We start from the raw sequence: 16556 nt of genomic DNA, 5'->3' as shown, positions 1-16556 counted from the left end.
AAAAGGCGACCCCTACGATGGCGGTCCGCTGCGCGGACTGCACGCGCCGCCAGCACCTGAAACGGGAAGCGTCCGAAACTCGCTTCGCTCAGACAGCGGACGCTTCTTTATCCGTTTCAGGCACTGGCGACGCGTCGCCATCTAACGGGGATTCACTGCAACGGCAACGGCCACTTCAAAGGCAACTGCAACGGCAACTGCTATTGCAACTGCAACTGCAACCGCAACGGCAACTGCAACGGTCGCTGCGCGGGCAACAGCAACCGCAACGGCAACAGCAACCGCAACGGCAACGGCAACGGTCGCTGCGCGGGCAACGGCAACGGCAACAGCAACCGCAACCGCAACCGCAACGGTCGCTGCGCGGGCAACGGCAACGGCAACTGTCGCTGCGCGGCGCCAACCGCTACCCGGCTCGTCCCGGACACAAAAAAGCCGGCTGTCCATATGGACAGCCGGCTTTTGCATTCTTGGTGGGAAGTGCTGGTTTCGAACCAGCGACCTATCGCGTGTGAGGCGATCGCTCTACCCCTGAGCTAACCTCCCGGGTCGGCGCGAATTATCGCACAGATGCGCTGACGAAATCAAACGGCCGGCTGCGCCCGCCAGACGCAGGTGCCGCGCACTTCCTTATCGAGGCTGTTGAGCACCAGCTCGTGCGCTTCCAACTCGTCCGCGCCCGCCCGCACCACGATCACATCCGCGAGCGCGACCCTGAGCAGGCTGTCGTCGCCGTGGTCTGCGTGATCCTCGACGTGGAGGTCGATCGTCAGGCTGTTCTGGCCGCGCGTCATCGCCAGGTAGACTTCCGCCAGCAGTTCGGCGTCGAGCAGCGCGCCGTGCAGGACCCGGTGCGCATTCGAGATGCCGTAACGGTCGCACAGGGCGTCGAGGGAATTGCGCTTGCCGGGGTAAAGGCTCTTGGCCTGCACCAGCGTGTCGATCACGCCGGCGACGTGTTTCTGGAAAGGCGGCAGGCCGAGCCGGTTGAATTCGACATCGAGGAAGCCGACGTCGAACGGCGCGTTATGGATGATGATTTCCGCGTCTAAAATATAGTCGAGCAGTTCGGCCGAGATCTCGGCGAATTTCGGCTTGTCGCTCAGGAACTCGGTGGTCAGGCCGTGGACGGCGAGCGCGCCCTCTTCCGAATCGCGCCCCGGGTTGATATAGAAATGCAGGTTGCTGCCGGTCAGCCGCCGGTTGACCATTTCGACGCAGCCGATTTCGATGACCCGGTCGCCGGTGCGCGGGTTCAGGCCGGTGGTTTCAGTGTCGAGGACGATCTGGCGCATCAGGTTTGTTCATTCATAAGATTGGTTTCACATCACCGACGCGCAGCCGCGGTTGGCGAGCTGGTCGGCGCGTTCGTTGCCGGCGTGGCCGTTGTGGCCGCGGACCCAGCGCCATTCGACCTGGTGCCGGGCCTGCGCCGCGTCCAGCGCCTGCCACAGGTCGGCGTTCTTGACCGGTTCCTTCGCGGCGGTCTTCCAGCCGCGCTTCTTCCAGCCGTGTATCCACTCGCTGATGCCCTTCTGCACATACTGGCTGTCGGTATGCAGCACCACGTCGCACGGCCGGGTCAGCGTCGACAGCGCCTCGATCACGGCCATCAGCTCCATCCGGTTGTTCGTGGTGTTGGGCTCGCCGCCGCAGATTTCCTTCTCGTGTTCGCCGTTCCTGAGCCAGGCGCCCCAGCCGCCGGGGCCGGGATTGCCCTTGCAGGCGCCGTCGGTAAAGATTTCTACCTTATCCATGTTCGTTTTTCTGGTTGATATGCTTGTTCGTGGCTGGCACGCCCTGGCGCGCCGTCGCCTTTTTACGGTTCCATGCGGGTCCGATCAGGCGCATGCCCTTGACCCGCTTGATGGCCTGCACTATATAGACGCCGCCCAGAAATGGCCACCACCGGACCCCGGCCTGCTCCAGGAAATCGAAGCGCTGCAGCCAGCGCTCGGTATCGCACGGCGGCGCGTAGCAGCCGAAATGGCCAGGATGCACTTCCATATTGAGCAGCTTGAGCCAGTCCTTGAGCCGCGGCACGCTGATCAGTTCGCCGCTCTGCGGCAGGAAGGGGCGCGAGACCAGCCGCGTGGCCGCCTGGCGCGCGCCCCAGAGGCTGGCCGGGTTGAAGCCGGTGACGATGATCTGCCCTTCCGGGATCAGCACCCGCTCGACCTCGCGCAGTATCTGGTGCGGCTCGTGCGCAAACTCCAGCACGTGGGGCAGCACGACCAGGTCCAGGCTCTGGGTCGCGAACGGCAGCTCGCAGAAATCGTGCACGACGATCGCCTGCAGCTTGTCCTCCGGCGGGATCGCGGTGTGGGCAATCCAGCGGTGCGGCATCCGGCTGGCCGCCAGCCCGTCGATTTCCGGCAGGCCGATCTGCACCGCGTTGAAGCCGAATATGTCCGCCGTCAACAGGCCCAGCTGCGCCTCTTCCCAGCGGCGCACGTAGCTGCCGGCCGGACTGGTCAGCCACGGCCCGAGCGCTATAATCGGTTTTTCGCTTATCGGACGGTTCATGCGTATGTCGCTATCCAAGCCCCTGAGTGTATTGGCTATTCCCGCGTTTGCGGACAACTATCTGTGGTTGATCCATAACGGTGTCAATGCCGCAATCGTCGACCCCGGCGACGCCGGCCCGGTGCTGGACGTGCTGCGCGAACGGAAGCTGACGCTGACAGCCATTCTACTCACCCATCACCATGCTGACCATGTCGGCGGCGTGCCCGGCCTGCTGGCGCAATACGAGGTGCCGGTATATGGCCCCCATAATCCTGCAATACGCGGCATCACGCATCCATTGCGCGAAGGCGACCGGCTCACGGTGCCGGGACTCGGGCTGGCGCTGTCGGTGCTCGAGGTTCCCGGCCACACGCTGGACCATATTGCCTATGTCGCCGCCGACGCCGGCTGGCTGTTCTGCGGCGACACGCTGTTCGCCGGCGGCTGCGGCAGGCTGTTCGAAGGCACGCCGGCGCAGATGGTGGAATCCCTTGCAAAACTGACATCGCTTCCGGACCATACCGCCGTGTATTGCGCGCATGAATATACCTTGTCAAATCTGAAATTCGCGCTCGAAGTCGAGCCGGAAAACATGGCGTTATTGACAAGAATTGGCGTCGAGCAAAAAAAACGTGAACAAAATCAGGCCACTGTGCCAACTTTCATCGGCCTTGAGAAATCCACCAACCCATTTTTGCGTTACACTGAGCCCGCAATTATGGACCGGCTGACAAGTGTTGGCCGTCTGGCAACAAGGGAAGCGATTCCAGCGTTCGCAGCCTTGCGCGAATGGAAAAACGCTTACCGCTAGCAATTTTTCAGCGCCGAGCACGTATCTCCAGGATGTCCGATTCGCCCTGCATGGCGGCGACTGGATGTCCGGCGGCCAGCAGCGCCGCTTTCACCATGCTTCGGCATCCAGTGTGACTCCAGCCCCGGCGGCTGGTTAACAAGAAAAAGTGACCCATGCATCGACCTTCGATCAAGACCGCCGTTTGCGCTGCGCTTCTTTCGCTCAGCGCCCCGTTTGCAGCACATGCAAATGACATTTCCATCTTTTCCTACCTTGCCAGCCAGCCTCTGGACCCGAACGATCCGCTGATGCAGATCATGTCCATCGAGGAAGTGGACGTCTGGGCCCGCATCCGCAAGGGTTTTGCGATCCCCGACCTCGACAATCCGCTGGTGACGACGCAGACCACCTGGTACAGCGCCCGCCCCGACTATATCGACCGCACGACCACCCGCGCGTCGCGCTACCTGTTCCACGTCGTCCAGGAACTGGAGAAGCGCAACATGCCGACCGAGCTGGCGCTGCTGCCCTTCATCGAATCGGCCTTCAACCCGCAGGCGCTGTCGACGGCAAAGGCTGCCGGCATGTGGCAGTTCATGGCCGCAACCGGCCGCGACTTCAACCTGAAACAGAACATGTTCCAGGATGAGCGGCGCGATGTGCTGGCGTCGACCGACGCCGCGCTGAACTACCTTGAAAAGCTGTACGGCATGTTCGGCGACTGGCAGCTGGCGCTGGCCGCGTACAACTGGGGCGAAGGCTCGGTCCAGCGCGCGATCGCGAAGGCGAACGCCGCCGGCCAGCCGACCGACTTCAACAGCCTGTCGGCCTACATGCCGGCCGAGACCCGCAACTACGTGCCCAAGCTGCAGGCGGTGAAAAACATCATCGCCACCCCGGCCGAATACGGCATAGTGCTGCCCAAGGTCGAGAACCAGCCCTATTTCGTCACGATCCGCAAGACCCGCGACATCGACGTCCAGGTCGCGGCCAAACTGGCGGAACTGCCGATGGAGGAATTCAAGGCGCTGAACCCGCAATTCAACAAGCCGGTCATCGTCGGCGGCGCGGATACACAGATCCTGCTGCCCAAGAGCAATGCCGAGAAATTCAAGTCCAACCTCGGCAAGTGGACGCAGGCGCTGTCGTCGTGGACCGCGCACAAGGTGACCACCGCCCGCGAACGCATTGAAACCATTGCCGCACGCTTCCGCACGACGCCGGAAATCATTCGCGAAGTCAACAATATCCCGCCGCGCATGGTGCTGAAGGCCGGCTCGACCATCCTGGTGCCGCGTCCCGAAGAGCAGGAAAGGGACATCGCGCAGGAAGTGGCCGAAAGCGCAACGCTGGCGATGGAGCCGGACCGTCCGCCGACCCGCCGCATCGCGGTCAAGGTCGGCAGGAACGACACGCTGGCGTCCATTGCCGCCCGCAACGGCGTATCGGTCGACGACCTGAAGTCCTGGAACAAGCTGTCGCGCGAGACGCTGTCGCGCGGCCAGAGCCTGGCGCTGCACGTGCCGACCCACATCCGCGTCACCCGCGCGGAATCGCCGCGCGGCCGGCATGACATACGGCGCACGACGCCGGTCGTGTCGACCAAGGTGGTCCGCAACGCGCCCAAGACCGTGATGGCGGGCACGCAGCGCGGCCTGCGCTAGAAAACGCGTTCCGCAGCCCATGACGGCAGGCCGAGGCCTGCCGTTTTTTCGTCCGCCGATCCGGCCGCGCCGCGTGTCGGCGGGAACCGAACCGCTGCCGCAACGCTCCAGTCTACTGACATGTTCTGCCTGACCCCCTACCCGCCTTTCACCGGAGCCGCACGATGAGCCAATTGTTTACCCCGTATTCCCTCGGTCCGCTGACCGCAAGAAACCGCATCGCCATTGCGCCGATGTGCCAGTACTCCGCCGAAAACGGCGACGCCACCGACTGGCACATGATCCACCTGGGGCACCTGGCGCTGTCCGGCGCCGGCGTGCTGTTCATCGAGGCGACCGCCGTCGAGCCGGTGGGCCGGATCACGCCGGGCGACCTGGGACTCTGGTCCGACCAGAACGAGGGCGCGCTGCAGGCGGTGGTCCGCGCGATCCGTCGCCATTCGACGATCCCGCTGGTCGTACAGCTCGGCCACGCGGGCCGCAAGGCGTCCAGCGCTGCGCCATGGGAAGGCGGCAAGATGATCGCGCCCGAGCAGGGCGGCTGGCAGACGGTCGCGCCATCGGCGATCCCGCACGCGCCCGACGAGCCGACGCCGGACGCACTGGACGATGCCGGCCTCCAGCGCGTCGTCGCCGCATTCGCCGAGAGCGCCCGGCGCGCGCACCGGCTCGGCCTGGACGGCATCGAGATCCATGCGGCGCACGGCTACCTGCTGCACCAGTTCCTGTCGCCGCTGTCCAACCTGCGGGAAGACCGTTACGGCGGCTCGCTGGAAAACAGGATGCGTTTCCCGCTCGAGGTCTACGATGCGGTGCGCGCGGCGGTGCCGGCGTCGATGGCGGTCGGCGTGCGCATCTCGGCGACCGACTGGGTCGAGGGCGGCTGGGAAATCGAGCAGAGCACCGCGTTCGCGCAGGCGCTGAAGGCGCGCGGCGCGGACTTCATCCATGTATCCAGCGGCGGCGTATCGCCGCTGCAAAAGATTCCGGTCGGTCCCGGCTACCAGGTGAACTTCGCCGCCCGCATCCGGCATGACACCGGGCTGCCGACGATCGCGGTCGGCATGATCACCGACCCTGCGCAGGCCGAGTCCATCGTCGCCAGCGGCCAGGCCGACATGGTGGCGCTGGCGCGCGGCATCCTGTACGACCCCCGCTGGGCATGGCATGCGGCCGCCGCGCTGGGCGGCTCGGTCGAAGCGCCGCAGCAGTACTGGCGCTCGCAGCCATCGCAGTACAGGCAGCTGTTCGGCGCGACAACGACCGGGCAGCGTTAACCCTGCAGGCCGCCGCCTGCGGCTTTTCAAGCTTGCAGGCCGCGCCTGGTCAGACCCCGGCGCAATGCCTTCCGGCCCGTGCGGCCGATACGGCCCGCGCCTGCTGGCTCATTGCGCCGCCGCCTGCATGTCGACCCCGGCCACGCTGTAGGTCGACGCCGCCAGCAGCCGCTGGGTATACGCCTCCTTCGGCGCCGACAGCACGTCGTCCACGCCGCCCTGCTCCACCATGCGCCCATCCTTCATCACCAGCACCCGGTGCGCCATCGCGCGGATGACGGCCAAATCATGGCTGATGAACAGGTAGGCGATGCCGTACCTGCGCTGCAGTTCGGCCAGCAGCTGCAGCACCTGCATCTGCACCGACACGTCGAGCGACGAGGTCGGCTCGTCCAGCAGCACCAGCGCTGGCTTGAGCACCAGCACCCTGGCGATGGCGATGCGCTGCCGCTGCCCGCCGGAAAACTCGTGCGGGTAGCGCTGCAGCATCGCACCCGACAGCCCGACTTCCTCCAGCCCCGCGGCCACGGCCTGGCGCAGCTGCTGCGCCGTCAGCTGCGGCTGGTGCAGCGCCAGCCCTTCGCCGACGATCTGTTCAATGGTCCGGCGCGGCGACAGCGACGCGAACGGGTCCTGGAACACGACCTGCATCTGCGACCGCAGGGGCCGCAGCGCGCCGCTGGACATCTCGCTGATCGGCTGCCCGCGAAAGTGGATTGCGCCGGACACCCGCGCGACCGACAGCCGCAGCAGCGCCATGCCCAGCGTGGACTTGCCGGAACCCGACTCGCCGACGATGCCCACGGTTTCGCCCGGGCGCAGCGCGAGGTTCACGTCGTCCACCGCGACGAAGCTGCGCTTCCTGAACCAGCCTTCCCTGATGTCGAAGGTGCAGCGCACGTTCTGCGCCTGCAGCAGCGGCGCGCCGCCGGCGTCGACCAGGTTGACCATGCGCTGCGGGTGGCTGGCCAGCAGCTTGCGGGTGTATGCCTCGCGCGGGTTTGCGAACAGTTCGGGCACCGGAGCGGTCTCGATCAGCCGGCCCTTCTCCATCACGCCGACGCGGTCGGCGAAATGCCGGACAAGGTTGAGGTCATGGCTGATCATCAGCACCGCCATGTTTTCCTCGCGCTGCAGCTGGTTCAGCAGTTCCAGGATCTGCACCTGTATCGTCACGTCGAGCGCGGTGGTCGGCTCGTCGGCGATCAGCAGGCGCGGCTTGCAGGCCAGCGCCATCGCGATCATCGCGCGCTGGCGCTGGCCGCCGGACAACTGGTGCGGGTACGCCAGCGCGCGCCGCGCCGGCTCGGGGATGCCGGTCTTTTCCAGCAGCTGCACGGTGCGCAGCGCCGCCGCCTTGCCGCTCAGCCCCTCGTGCAGCATCAGCACCTCGGCGATCTGGTTGCCGACCGTGAACAGCGGGTTCAGCGCCGTCATTGGCTCCTGGAAGATCATCGCCGCGTCCTTGCCGCGCAGCCGGCGCAGCGCCGGCTCGGACTTCGCCAGGATGTCGTCGCCATCGAACAGGATGCGGCCCCGGTAGCCGGCGTCCTGGTTCAGCCGCAGCACCGACAGCGCGGTCACGGTCTTGCCCGAACCGGACTCGCCGACCAGCGCGAACTTCTCGCCGGGCGCGATGGAAAAGCTGACGTCGTCGACGACGGTCGCATCGCCGAAGGCCACGCTCAGGTGCTCGATATTGAGTAGACTCATACGCTTTTTCAGCTATTGCGCTTGATTTGAAGGAGGCGATGAATGACTGCCGCTCGCCTGCCCCTTTGCACAGCGCACTGCCGGTGAATCCGGCGGAAGCATTTCGGCGATCAGGGTCTCCGGCGCAATATCCTGCTCGTTCGGCCAGGTGACGGCGCCGAACAAGATGCCCACCTGATTGAAGTAATGCGTTTTCCGCAGTTCGCGGAAAACGCCATGGTCGAGATAGGGCTTCATATCGAACACGCCTTTCCGGCCGTCCTCGATTTCGACGTAGATGCGGTAATCCGAAAGCGGCTTTACAACCCTGACATCCCAATACATGGCAAGCCTCACAAAGGAGCAATTTTATAGGGGTTCTCGCCGCTGACAGCCAGGTCCCAGTCTGCCGTCAACTCGTCGCGGCGCAATTCAATCCAGGCCTGCACCAGGCGCAACTGCTTGCGCGGCAGGTCGCCTGCAAGTATTTCACCGTCAGCAATCGGGACGGACGCTTCGAATTCCGTATTTTTGGCGTGGACATGCGGCAGCGAGTGATGCCTGTTATCAAGCAGGTAGAGACGAATGATGATCCCGTAAAACATCGAGATGATAGGCACGATCAGGCTCCGTTTCCACCAGGGTTCAAGACTTCCTCCGCACATCCAGCGAATTGCGCAGCGCGTCGCCGATATTGGTCAGCAGCAGCAGCGTGACGGTCAGCACCATGAAGGTCGACAGCGCGATCCACCAGGCGTCGAGGTTGTTCTTGCCCTGCGCCAGCAGTTCGCCGAGGCTGGGCGTGGATGGCGGCACGCCCAGGCCCAGGAAATCCAGGCTGGTCAGCGCGAGGATCGCGCCGCTCATGCGGAACGGCAGGAAGGTGACCACCGGCGTGAGGCTGTTGGGCAGCACATGGCGCCAGATGATCTGCCCGTTCGACAGGCCCATTGCGCGTGCCGCCTGCACGTATTCGAGGTTGCGGTTGCGCAGGAAATCGGCGCGCACATAGTCGGACAGGCCCATCCAGCCGAACAGCGACAGCAGCAACAGCAGCAACAGGATGCTGGGGTCGAAGATGGAAGCGAAGATGATCAGCAGGTACAGCTCCGGCATCGAGCTCCATATCTCCATGAAGCGCTGGAACAGCAGGTCGGTGCGGCCGGCGAAGTAACCCTGCACCGCGCCGGTCAGCATGCCCAGCAGCACGCCGGTGATGGTCAGCGCGATGCCGAACAGGATGGACACCCGGAAGCCGTACAGCAGCCGGGCCACCACGTCGCGGCCGCGGTCGTCGGTGCCCAGCCAGTTCTCGCTAGACGGCGGCGCGGGATTGGGCGCCTTGGCGAAATAATTCAGCGTGTCGTAGCGGTAATGGTTGGGCGGATAGACTGCCCAGTTGCCATCCTTCCTGAACTGGTCCTGGATGAACGGGTCGAGGAAGTCGGCCGGCGAGTCGAAGTCGCCGCCGAAGGATTTTTCCGAATAGGTCTGCGCGATCGGGAACAGGATCTTGCCGTTATACCGGGCCACAAGGGGCTTGTCGTTCGACAGCAGTTCGGCGCCAAGGCTCATCCCGAACAGGACGATGAAAATAACAAGGCTCCAGTAGCCGCGCCGGTTCTGGCGGAAGCGCAGCCAGATGCGGCGGCCGGGGGAAACGGAAGGCGTGGCCATAATGTTCGCGGCCGTCATCGCGCCAGGCTTTCAAACTGGACCCGCGGGTCGGCCCAGACATAGCAGAGGTCGCCCAGCAGCTTCACCACCAGCCCGATCAGCGTGAACAGGTAGAGCGTCCCCATCACCACCGGATAGTCGCGCCGCACCACCGACTCATAGGACAGCAGGCCCAGCCCGTCGAGCGAGAACAGGGTTTCGATCAGCAGGCTGCCGGCGAAGAACGCGCCGATGAAGGCCGCCGGGAAGCCCGTCACCAGCGGGATGAGCGCATTGCGGAACACGTGCTTGTAGAGCACGGTGCGCTCGGACAGGCCCTTGGCGCGCGCGGTCAGCACGTACTGCTTGCGGATCTCTTCGAGGAAGGTGTTCTTGGTCAGCATGGTCATCACCGCGAACGCGCCGGCCACCGAGGCTGTCACCGGCATCGCGATATGCCAAAGGTAGTCGAGCACCTTGCCGCCCCACGACAGGGTTTCCCAGTTGTCCGAGGTCAGCCCGCGCAGCGGGAACCACTGCACGAAGCTGCCGCCGCCGAACAGCACCAGCAGCAGCACGCCCAGCACGAAGCCGGGGATCGAGTAGCCGACCAGCACCAGCATGCTGGTGACGACATCGAAGCGGCTGCCTTCGCGCACCGCCTTGGCCACGCCCAGCGGCACCGAGATGAAATAGGTCAGGAAAAAGGTCCATAGCCCGAGCGAAATCGATACCGGCAGCTTGGACTTCACCAGCTCCCACACGTCCTTGTGATGATAGAAGCTCTGGCCCAGGTCGAAGCGGGCAAAGCCTTTCAGCATCTGCCAGAAACGTTCGAGAGGCGGCTTGTCGAAGCCGTACAGCGCCTGGATTTCCTTGACCCGCTCGGCGTCGATGCCCTGCCTGCCGCGGTACTGCGACGCGCCCCCGCCGCTGGCCTCGCTGCCGCCGGTTGCCGCGCCCTTCTTCAGCTCCATCAGCGCCTGCTCGACCGGTCCGCCCGGCACGAACTGCACCACCGCGAACGTGATGGCGACCACGCCCAGCAGCGTGGGCAGCATCAGCAGCACCCGCTTGGCGATATAGGCCCAGAGATTCATGGCTGTCCTTTCATCGGGGCTTCTGCTGCCACCAGGTTGAGATCACATAGGGGTCGGCCTGGTAGTACAGCGGCGCGGTGGCCGGGATGCCGAAACGGTTGCGGTAAGCCACCCGGTGCGTGGCCGAGTACCAGTGCGGCACCACGATGTACTTGTGCATCAGCACCCGGTCCAGCGCGCGCGCCGCCGCCACCAGCTCGCGCCGGGTATTGGCGCCGACCAGCGCGTCGACCAGCTTGTCGACCGCCGGGTCCTTCAGGCCCCAGTAATTGCTGGAGCCCTTCTCGTCGGCCGCCTTCGATGCGAACACGTCGTACATCTCGTTGCCGGGACTGGTCACGTCCGGGAAGCGGTTGGTGGTCATGTCGAAGTCGAATTCCTCCATGCGCTTCTGCAGCAGCGCGAAGTCGGCGGTGCGCTGGTTGACCTGCACGCCCAGCTTCTGCAGGTTGCGCACGTAGACGCTGATGACGCGCGACAGCGCCGACTGGTCGTCCATGATCTCGAACTGCAGCGGCTCGCCCTTCGCATTGCGCAGCGCGCCGTCCCGGTACTCCCACCCGGCCTGCTTCAGCAGCTCGCGCGCCTGCATCAGGTTGGCCCGCAGCGACGACGGCGCATCGGTCGACGGCGGCACCGGCGCTTCGCCGAACACCGCCGGGTCGAGCTTGCCGCGCAGCGGCTCCAGCAGCTTCAGCTCGTCGTCCGACGGCATGCCGCGCGCGCCCAGCTCGCTGTTGTTGAAGAAGGAATGGATGCGCTTGTACTGGCCATAGAACAGCTGCCGGTTCATCCATTCGAAGTCCAGCGCCAGGCCCAGTGCCTGCCGCACGCGGATGTCCTGGAACTGCGCGCGCCGCAGGTTCATGACGAAACCCTGCATGCCGGCGCCGTTCGAATGCGTCAGCTCGCGCTTGACGATCTCGCCGCTGCGGAACTTCGGGCCGTTGTAGCTGCGCGCCCAGTTCTTCGCGCTGTACTCGACCACCACGTCGAATTCGCCGGCCTTGAACGCCTCCAGCCGCGCGACGTCGTCCTTGTAGAAGCGGTAGAAGATGCGGCCGAAGTTGAACATGCCGCGCCTGGCCGGCACCTCGTCGCCCCAATAGGCCGGGTTGCGCTTGTAGACGATGGAGCGGCCGACGTCATAGCGCTCGATCAGGTAGGGGCCGCTGGCGATCGGCGCCTCCAGCTGTATCTTGTCGAAGCTGGTGTTGGCGCCCCACTTGCGCGAGAACACCGGCATGCCGCCGACGATCAGCGGCAGCTCCCGGTTCAGCGCCTTGAACTCGAAGCGCACCGTCTGCGGGTCGACCACGACGCATTGCTTCACATCGGCGAACAGCGACTTGAACTGCGGCGCGCCCTTGGCCATCAGGCTGTCGAACGAATGCTTGACGTCGGCCGCCAGCACCGGGTCGCCATTGTTGAAGCGGGCCTTCGGGTTGATGCGGAAGGTCATCGCCATCCGGTCCGGCGCCAGCTCCATGTCCTCGGCCAGCAGGCCGTACATGGTCGCGGTCTCGTCGGACGAACTGACGGCCAACGTCTCGAACATCAGGTTGGAGACGCCGGCGGCGGCCACGCCCTTGAGCGAAAACGGGTTGAACTTGTCGAAGCTGGTGCGGCGGTCGGGATTGGCCAGGTAGAGCTCGCCGCCCTTGGGCGCGGCCGGGTTGACATAGTCGAAATGCTGGAAGCCGGCCGGGTACTTGGGCGTATCGTAGAGCGCGAATGCATGCGCGGCCAGCGCGCTGTTGCTGGCGGCGGCAGCCGTGGCCAGGAGGAGAGTTGCCAGTAATTTCGCCATGCCTCGTTGTCTGCTCCAGGTTAGACCTTGCCTGCCCGCATCGCTGGCCGGCGCCGGGCTTATTGTACCCAAAGGAATTGCGCCGTCGAGAGCGATTGCCGGCATTGCAGCCCCACGGTTGCCCTCCCCGCCCCAAGCCCCTACAATCTTGCCGATTCAAAACCGGCTTCGCCGGCTGTCGCCAACCTTCCCTGGAGTTCCCATGGCTTTCCTGCAAGGCAAAAAAATCCTGATCACCGGCCTGCTGTCGAACCGGTCCATCGCCTACGGCATTGCCCAGGCCTGCAAGCGGGAAGGCGCGGAACTGGCGTTTACCTATGTCGGCGAGCGCTTCAAGGACCGCATCACCGACTTCGCGAAGGAATTCGGCACCGACCTGGTGTTCGATTGCGACGTCGGCAGCGACGAGCAGATCGAAGCCCTGTTCGCCGACCTCGGCAAGTCCTGGAGCCAGATCGACGGCCTGGTCCACGCAATCGGCTTTGCGCCGCGCGAGGCCATCGCCGGCGACTTCCTGGACGGCATGACCCGCGAAAACTTCCGCATCGCCCACGACATTTCCGCCTACAGCTTCCCGGCAATGGCCAAGGCCGCCGCGCCCATGCTGAGCCAGCAGTCGGCGCTGCTCACCCTGACCTATCTCGGCTCGATGCGCGCGCTGCCCAACTACAACACCATGGGCCTGGCCAAGGCTTCGCTGGAAGCCAGCGTGCGTTACTTGGCCGAGTCGCTGGGCCAGAAAGGCGTGCGGGTCAACGGTATTTCCGCCGGCCCGATCAAGACGCTGGCCGCCAGCGGCATCAAGGACTTCAGCAAGATCCTCAACTTCGTCAAGGCACACGCGCCGCTGCGCCGCAATGTGACCATCGAGGACGTCGGCAACACCGCGGCGTTCCTGCTGTCGGACCTGGCAGGCGGCATTACCGGGGAAATCACCTATGTCGACGGCGGTTTCTCGCATGTGGTTGGCGGTATGGCCGATTAAGCGGTATTGGCGGAAGCCTCTGCTTCCGCCAGCAAAGGTTTGAAGATATAGGGTGGACAAACCACTGTCCTGGCAGTTACAATGTGGTTTGTGCGATGCAATAAAAACGCACTTCCGCAGCACCGCGAACCCTTAGCATTAACGATAAAGCCCTCCCGCCTTCTGGTGTCGATACTGACTGACACCGTCCCGGCGCAAAGCTTTTGTGCCGAAATCTCTCTGAGTTTTCTTAGCTGTTTCGTTGGTTGGCGATGCGTCTTCGCGCCCAGCACTGTGATGGCCCCGTTGCCAGCGTGCCGCGCTGATTTACGATTTACGAAAGAAACTAATGACTTTTGAAGAACTTGGCCTGCACGCGTCCGTACTAAAAGCGTTGACCGAATCCGGCTATACCAAGCCGACAGGCGTTCAAGAGCAGGCGATCCCTGCTGCACTGGCTGGCCGCGACCTGCTGGTCTCGTCCCAGACCGGCTCCGGCAAGACCGCGGCATTCATGCTGCCGGCGCTGCACAAATTTGCGTCCGCCGAGCCTGTCGCTGAAGAAGGCCGCACGCCCAACCAGAATTCCCAGTCCGCCCGCGCCCGTGGCGAGCGTCCGCGCTTCAAGGCCGCCCAGCCGAAAATGCTGGTGCTGACCCCGACCCGCGAACTCGCGCTGCAAGTCACCACCGCGACCGACAAGTATGGCTCGTTCATGCGCCGCATCCGCGCCGTGTCCATCCTCGGCGGCATGCCTTACCCGAAACAGATGCAACTGCTGGCGAAGAACCCGGAAATCCTGGTTGCCACGCCAGGCCGCCTGATCGACCACATGGACTCCGGCAAGATCGACTTCTCGCAACTGGAAATCCTGGTGCTGGACGAAGCCGACCGCATGCTGGACATGGGTTTCATCGAGGACATCGAGAAGATCGTTGCCGCCACGCCGGAAAATCGCCAGACCATGCTGTTCTCGGCCACGCTCGACGGCGTCGTCGGCAACATGGCCAAGCGCATCACCCGCGACCCGGCCGTGATCCAGATCGCCGGCTCGGCCAGCAAGCATGAAAACATCCAGCAGCGCGTGCACTTCGTCGACGACCTGTCGCACAAGAATCGCCTGCTCGACCACCTGCTGCGCGACGAGACGATGGACCAGGCCGTGGTGTTCACCGCCACCAAGCGCGACGCCGACACCATTGCCGACCGCCTCAACATCGCCGGCTTCGCCGCCGCCGCGCTGCATGGCGACATGCACCAGGGCGCCCGCAACCGCACGCTCGACAGCGTGCGCCGCGGCCAGGTCCGCGTGCTCGTGGCAACCGACGTCGCTGCCCGCGGCATCGACGTGCCGACCATCACGCACGTGTTCAACTACGACCTGCCGAAGTTTCCGGAAGACTATGTGCACCGTATCGGCCGCACCGGCCGCGCCGGCCGCAATGGCCTGGCGATCTCGCTGGTGAACCATGCCGAAGGCATGAACGTGAAGCGGATCGAGCGCTTCACCAAGCAGATCATCCCGGTCGATGTGATCGAGGGTTTCGAGCCGAAGCGCAGCGCAGCGCCGCGTCCGCAGAAGGCCGGCTGGAAGCCGGGCGACAACCGTGGCGCCAAGCCCGGCCAGCGCAGCTTCTCCAAGCCGGGCGCACCGCGCCGCGATGCCGGCGCCGGCACGGGTTCGAGCTTCAATAAAGGCCCGCGTGGCGCAGAAGGCGGCGCACGCCGCACCTTTGCCGATCGTTAATCGGCGCAGCGGCGCGGCAGCCCGTTGAGGCCGCGCCAGTCGCAGGATTAAAAAACGCCCCTGGCGCCGTCACGGCTCCAGGGGCGTTTTTCATCGGCGCGCCGACCGGCGCTCCACGGGAGTGCCAGGGCCGCGCCCGCCTACAGCGCGCAGGTCCTGAAACCGACCAGGATGTCGTTACGGTCGGGCAGGTAGAAATTGCGGAACCGCGGCGAGCGCAGGCGGTTGCGGGTGGCAAAGGATGCGCCGCGCACCGCCTGGTGGGTGTCGAACCAGGGCGCCGAATATTCGCGGTAGGCGTCCGGCTCGAAGCCGGGATACGGCTCGAACGGCGAGCAGGTCCATTCCCACAGGTCGCCCCAGTGCCATGCCGGATGGCCGGCCATCGCGGCATATTCCCATTCGGCTTCGGTCGGCAGCCTGCGCTCTGCCCACATGCAGTAGGCCTGCGCCTCGTACAGGCAGACATGGCGCACCGCTTCATGCTGCGCCAGCGACGTGGTCCGGCCGAAACGCACGCAATGCCAGCGCCGGCCGTCGCGCACCCAGTCGCGCGGCGCCGAATGCTCCTGGCGCATCAGCCATTCACGCCCCGCCCTGCTCCAGAACTGCGGCTTTTCATAGCCGCCGTCGGCGACGAACTCGGCATACTGCTGGTTCGTGACCAGCGTCGAATCCATGACGAACGACGGCACATGGACCGGGTGCGCCAGCCGCTCGTTGTCGAACACGAAGCCCGGGCCGTCGGCGCTGCCCATGGTCAGCGTGCCGCCCGGAAAGCGGATCTCGCCCTCGGCCCAGGGCCGCGGCGGACGCGCATCGAGGCCGGGCGGCAGCTCGACGCCCAGCGTCTGCAGCGTGTAGAAGAACGCCTCGCCATGCATGTCCTCATGCGCCAGCGCCAGACGGTACGGGTAGAGGGCCGCATCGTCGCCGCTGGCGCGGCCCAGCTTGTCGAGCACGCGGTCCAGCACCTCATGGCAATAGGTCTTGATCTGCCCCGCCGGCGGCAGGCCCAGGCTCCAGCGCGCCGCATGCGGGATGGTGTTCGAGTCGAACCAGTCGTCGCCCTTGGTCAGCAGCGAATGGCCGTGGGCGGCGTCGGGCGCGCTCGAACTCGCTTCGCGCAGGATGTACCACTCGGCGAACCAGGCGATATGCCCGAGCTCCCACAGCGGCGGGTTGACGGTGGGCAGCGGCGGCACCCGCACCGGCTCGTCATAGCCGGCGGCGGCAAAGGCGGAAAACAATGCCAGCGTATAATCGCGTGCATTTTCCAGCGCACCTGCCAGCTCCCTCGGGGTGGCGGTTCTAAAAGAAAAAGTCATCAGGCTTCCACGGGCGT

At 64.9% G+C, this 16556-nt stretch carries 15 protein-coding genes and 1 tRNA gene; 5 read left to right on the top strand and 11 right to left on the bottom strand.

Annotation, left to right across the window (positions count from 1 at the left end; translation table 11 throughout):
* Window positions 1-471 precede the first annotated feature (471 nt).
* The 4 genes from QOL82_RS23310 to QOL82_RS23295 all read right to left on the bottom strand — a co-directional run bounded on the left by QOL82_RS23310 (window position 472) and on the right by QOL82_RS23295 (window position 2526).
* Window positions 472-546: transfer RNA gene (locus tag QOL82_RS23310), tRNA-Val, on the bottom strand.
* Between the two features lie 38 nt (window positions 547-584).
* Entirely contained in the window at window positions 585-1295 is a 711-nt protein-coding gene (gene dnaQ / locus QOL82_RS23305; protein ID WP_283444715.1) for a DNA polymerase III subunit epsilon, read from the bottom strand.
* Window positions 1296-1322: 27 nt separating this feature from the next.
* On the bottom strand, window positions 1323-1757 hold the full coding sequence (rnhA, locus tag QOL82_RS23300) for a ribonuclease HI (protein ID WP_283444714.1): 435 nt from the start codon (window positions 1755-1757) through the stop codon (window positions 1323-1325).
* Window positions 1750-2526, bottom strand: coding sequence for a class I SAM-dependent methyltransferase (locus QOL82_RS23295; protein ID WP_283444713.1), 777 nt, complete (start codon window positions 2524-2526; stop codon window positions 1750-1752). Before QOL82_RS23295 ends, rnhA begins: the two co-directional genes overlap by 8 nt.
* On the opposite strand from QOL82_RS23295, the gene gloB reads away from it, so the two are divergent.
* The 3 genes from gloB (at window position 2525) to QOL82_RS23280 (ending at window position 6242) form a co-directional block, all read left to right on the top strand.
* Window positions 2525-3319, top strand: a complete 795-nt coding sequence (gene gloB, locus QOL82_RS23290; RefSeq protein ID WP_283444712.1) for a hydroxyacylglutathione hydrolase — start codon at window positions 2525-2527, stop codon at window positions 3317-3319. The two genes, QOL82_RS23295 and gloB, sit on opposite strands and share 2 nt — an antisense overlap.
* 155 nt (window positions 3320-3474) lie before the next feature.
* Window positions 3475-4965, top strand: coding sequence for a transglycosylase SLT domain-containing protein (locus QOL82_RS23285; protein WP_283444711.1), 1491 nt, complete (start codon window positions 3475-3477; stop codon window positions 4963-4965).
* A gap of 164 nt (window positions 4966-5129) precedes the next feature.
* Entirely contained in the window at window positions 5130-6242 is a 1113-nt protein-coding gene (locus QOL82_RS23280; protein WP_283444710.1) for an NADH:flavin oxidoreductase/NADH oxidase, read from the top strand.
* A gap of 108 nt (window positions 6243-6350) precedes the next feature.
* On the opposite strand, the gene QOL82_RS23275 is transcribed toward QOL82_RS23280, so the two are convergent.
* From QOL82_RS23275 to QOL82_RS23250, 6 genes are read right to left on the bottom strand one after another with little or no spacing between them, the layout of a single operon-like run.
* Window positions 6351-7955 carry an ABC transporter ATP-binding protein gene (locus tag QOL82_RS23275; protein WP_283444709.1) on the bottom strand — a complete coding sequence of 535 codons (1605 nt, stop codon included), beginning with the start codon at window positions 7953-7955 and terminating at the stop codon, window positions 6351-6353.
* Between the two features lie 12 nt (window positions 7956-7967).
* Window positions 7968-8279, bottom strand: coding sequence for a DUF2442 domain-containing protein (locus tag QOL82_RS23270; protein ID WP_283444708.1), 312 nt, complete (start codon window positions 8277-8279; stop codon window positions 7968-7970).
* An 8-nt stretch (window positions 8280-8287) separates the two neighbouring features.
* The gene (locus QOL82_RS23265) at window positions 8288-8554 is read right to left on the bottom strand and encodes a DUF4160 domain-containing protein (RefSeq protein ID WP_283444707.1); all 267 of its coding nucleotides are present in this window, start codon (window positions 8552-8554) and stop codon (window positions 8288-8290) included.
* Between the two features lie 25 nt (window positions 8555-8579).
* On the bottom strand, window positions 8580-9611 hold the full coding sequence (locus QOL82_RS23260; RefSeq protein WP_430438530.1) for an ABC transporter permease: 1032 nt from the start codon (window positions 9609-9611) through the stop codon (window positions 8580-8582).
* A gap of 14 nt (window positions 9612-9625) precedes the next feature.
* The gene (locus QOL82_RS23255; protein ID WP_283444705.1) at window positions 9626-10690 is read right to left on the bottom strand and encodes a microcin C ABC transporter permease YejB; all 1065 of its coding nucleotides are present in this window, start codon (window positions 10688-10690) and stop codon (window positions 9626-9628) included.
* Window positions 10691-10700: 10 nt separating this feature from the next.
* Entirely contained in the window at window positions 10701-12500 is a 1800-nt protein-coding gene (locus QOL82_RS23250; RefSeq protein ID WP_283444704.1) for an extracellular solute-binding protein, read from the bottom strand.
* Window positions 12501-12702: 202 nt separating this feature from the next.
* Between QOL82_RS23250 and fabI the strand changes: the two genes are divergently transcribed.
* Window positions 12703-13485 (top strand): enoyl-ACP reductase FabI, encoded by a 783-nt coding sequence (gene fabI, locus QOL82_RS23245; RefSeq protein WP_283444703.1) that lies wholly within the window; start codon window positions 12703-12705, stop codon window positions 13483-13485.
* Between the two features lie 328 nt (window positions 13486-13813).
* Complete coding sequence (locus QOL82_RS23240; protein ID WP_283444702.1) at window positions 13814-15211, top strand: DEAD/DEAH box helicase; 1398 nt, start codon at window positions 13814-13816, stop codon at window positions 15209-15211.
* A gap of 140 nt (window positions 15212-15351) precedes the next feature.
* On the opposite strand, the gene senA is transcribed toward QOL82_RS23240, so the two are convergent.
* The gene (senA, locus tag QOL82_RS23235; protein ID WP_283444701.1) at window positions 15352-16539 is read right to left on the bottom strand and encodes a selenoneine synthase SenA; all 1188 of its coding nucleotides are present in this window, start codon (window positions 16537-16539) and stop codon (window positions 15352-15354) included.
* Window positions 16540-16556 lie beyond the last annotated feature (17 nt).

It is taken from the genome of Noviherbaspirillum suwonense, from assembly GCF_900182955.1.
In the GTDB taxonomy this organism is placed as follows: Bacteria; Pseudomonadota; Gammaproteobacteria; order Burkholderiales; family Burkholderiaceae_D; genus Noviherbaspirillum_A; species Noviherbaspirillum_A suwonense.
The sequence above is the reverse complement of the archived record's forward strand: the minus strand, read 5'-3'. Positions and strand labels throughout refer to the sequence as shown.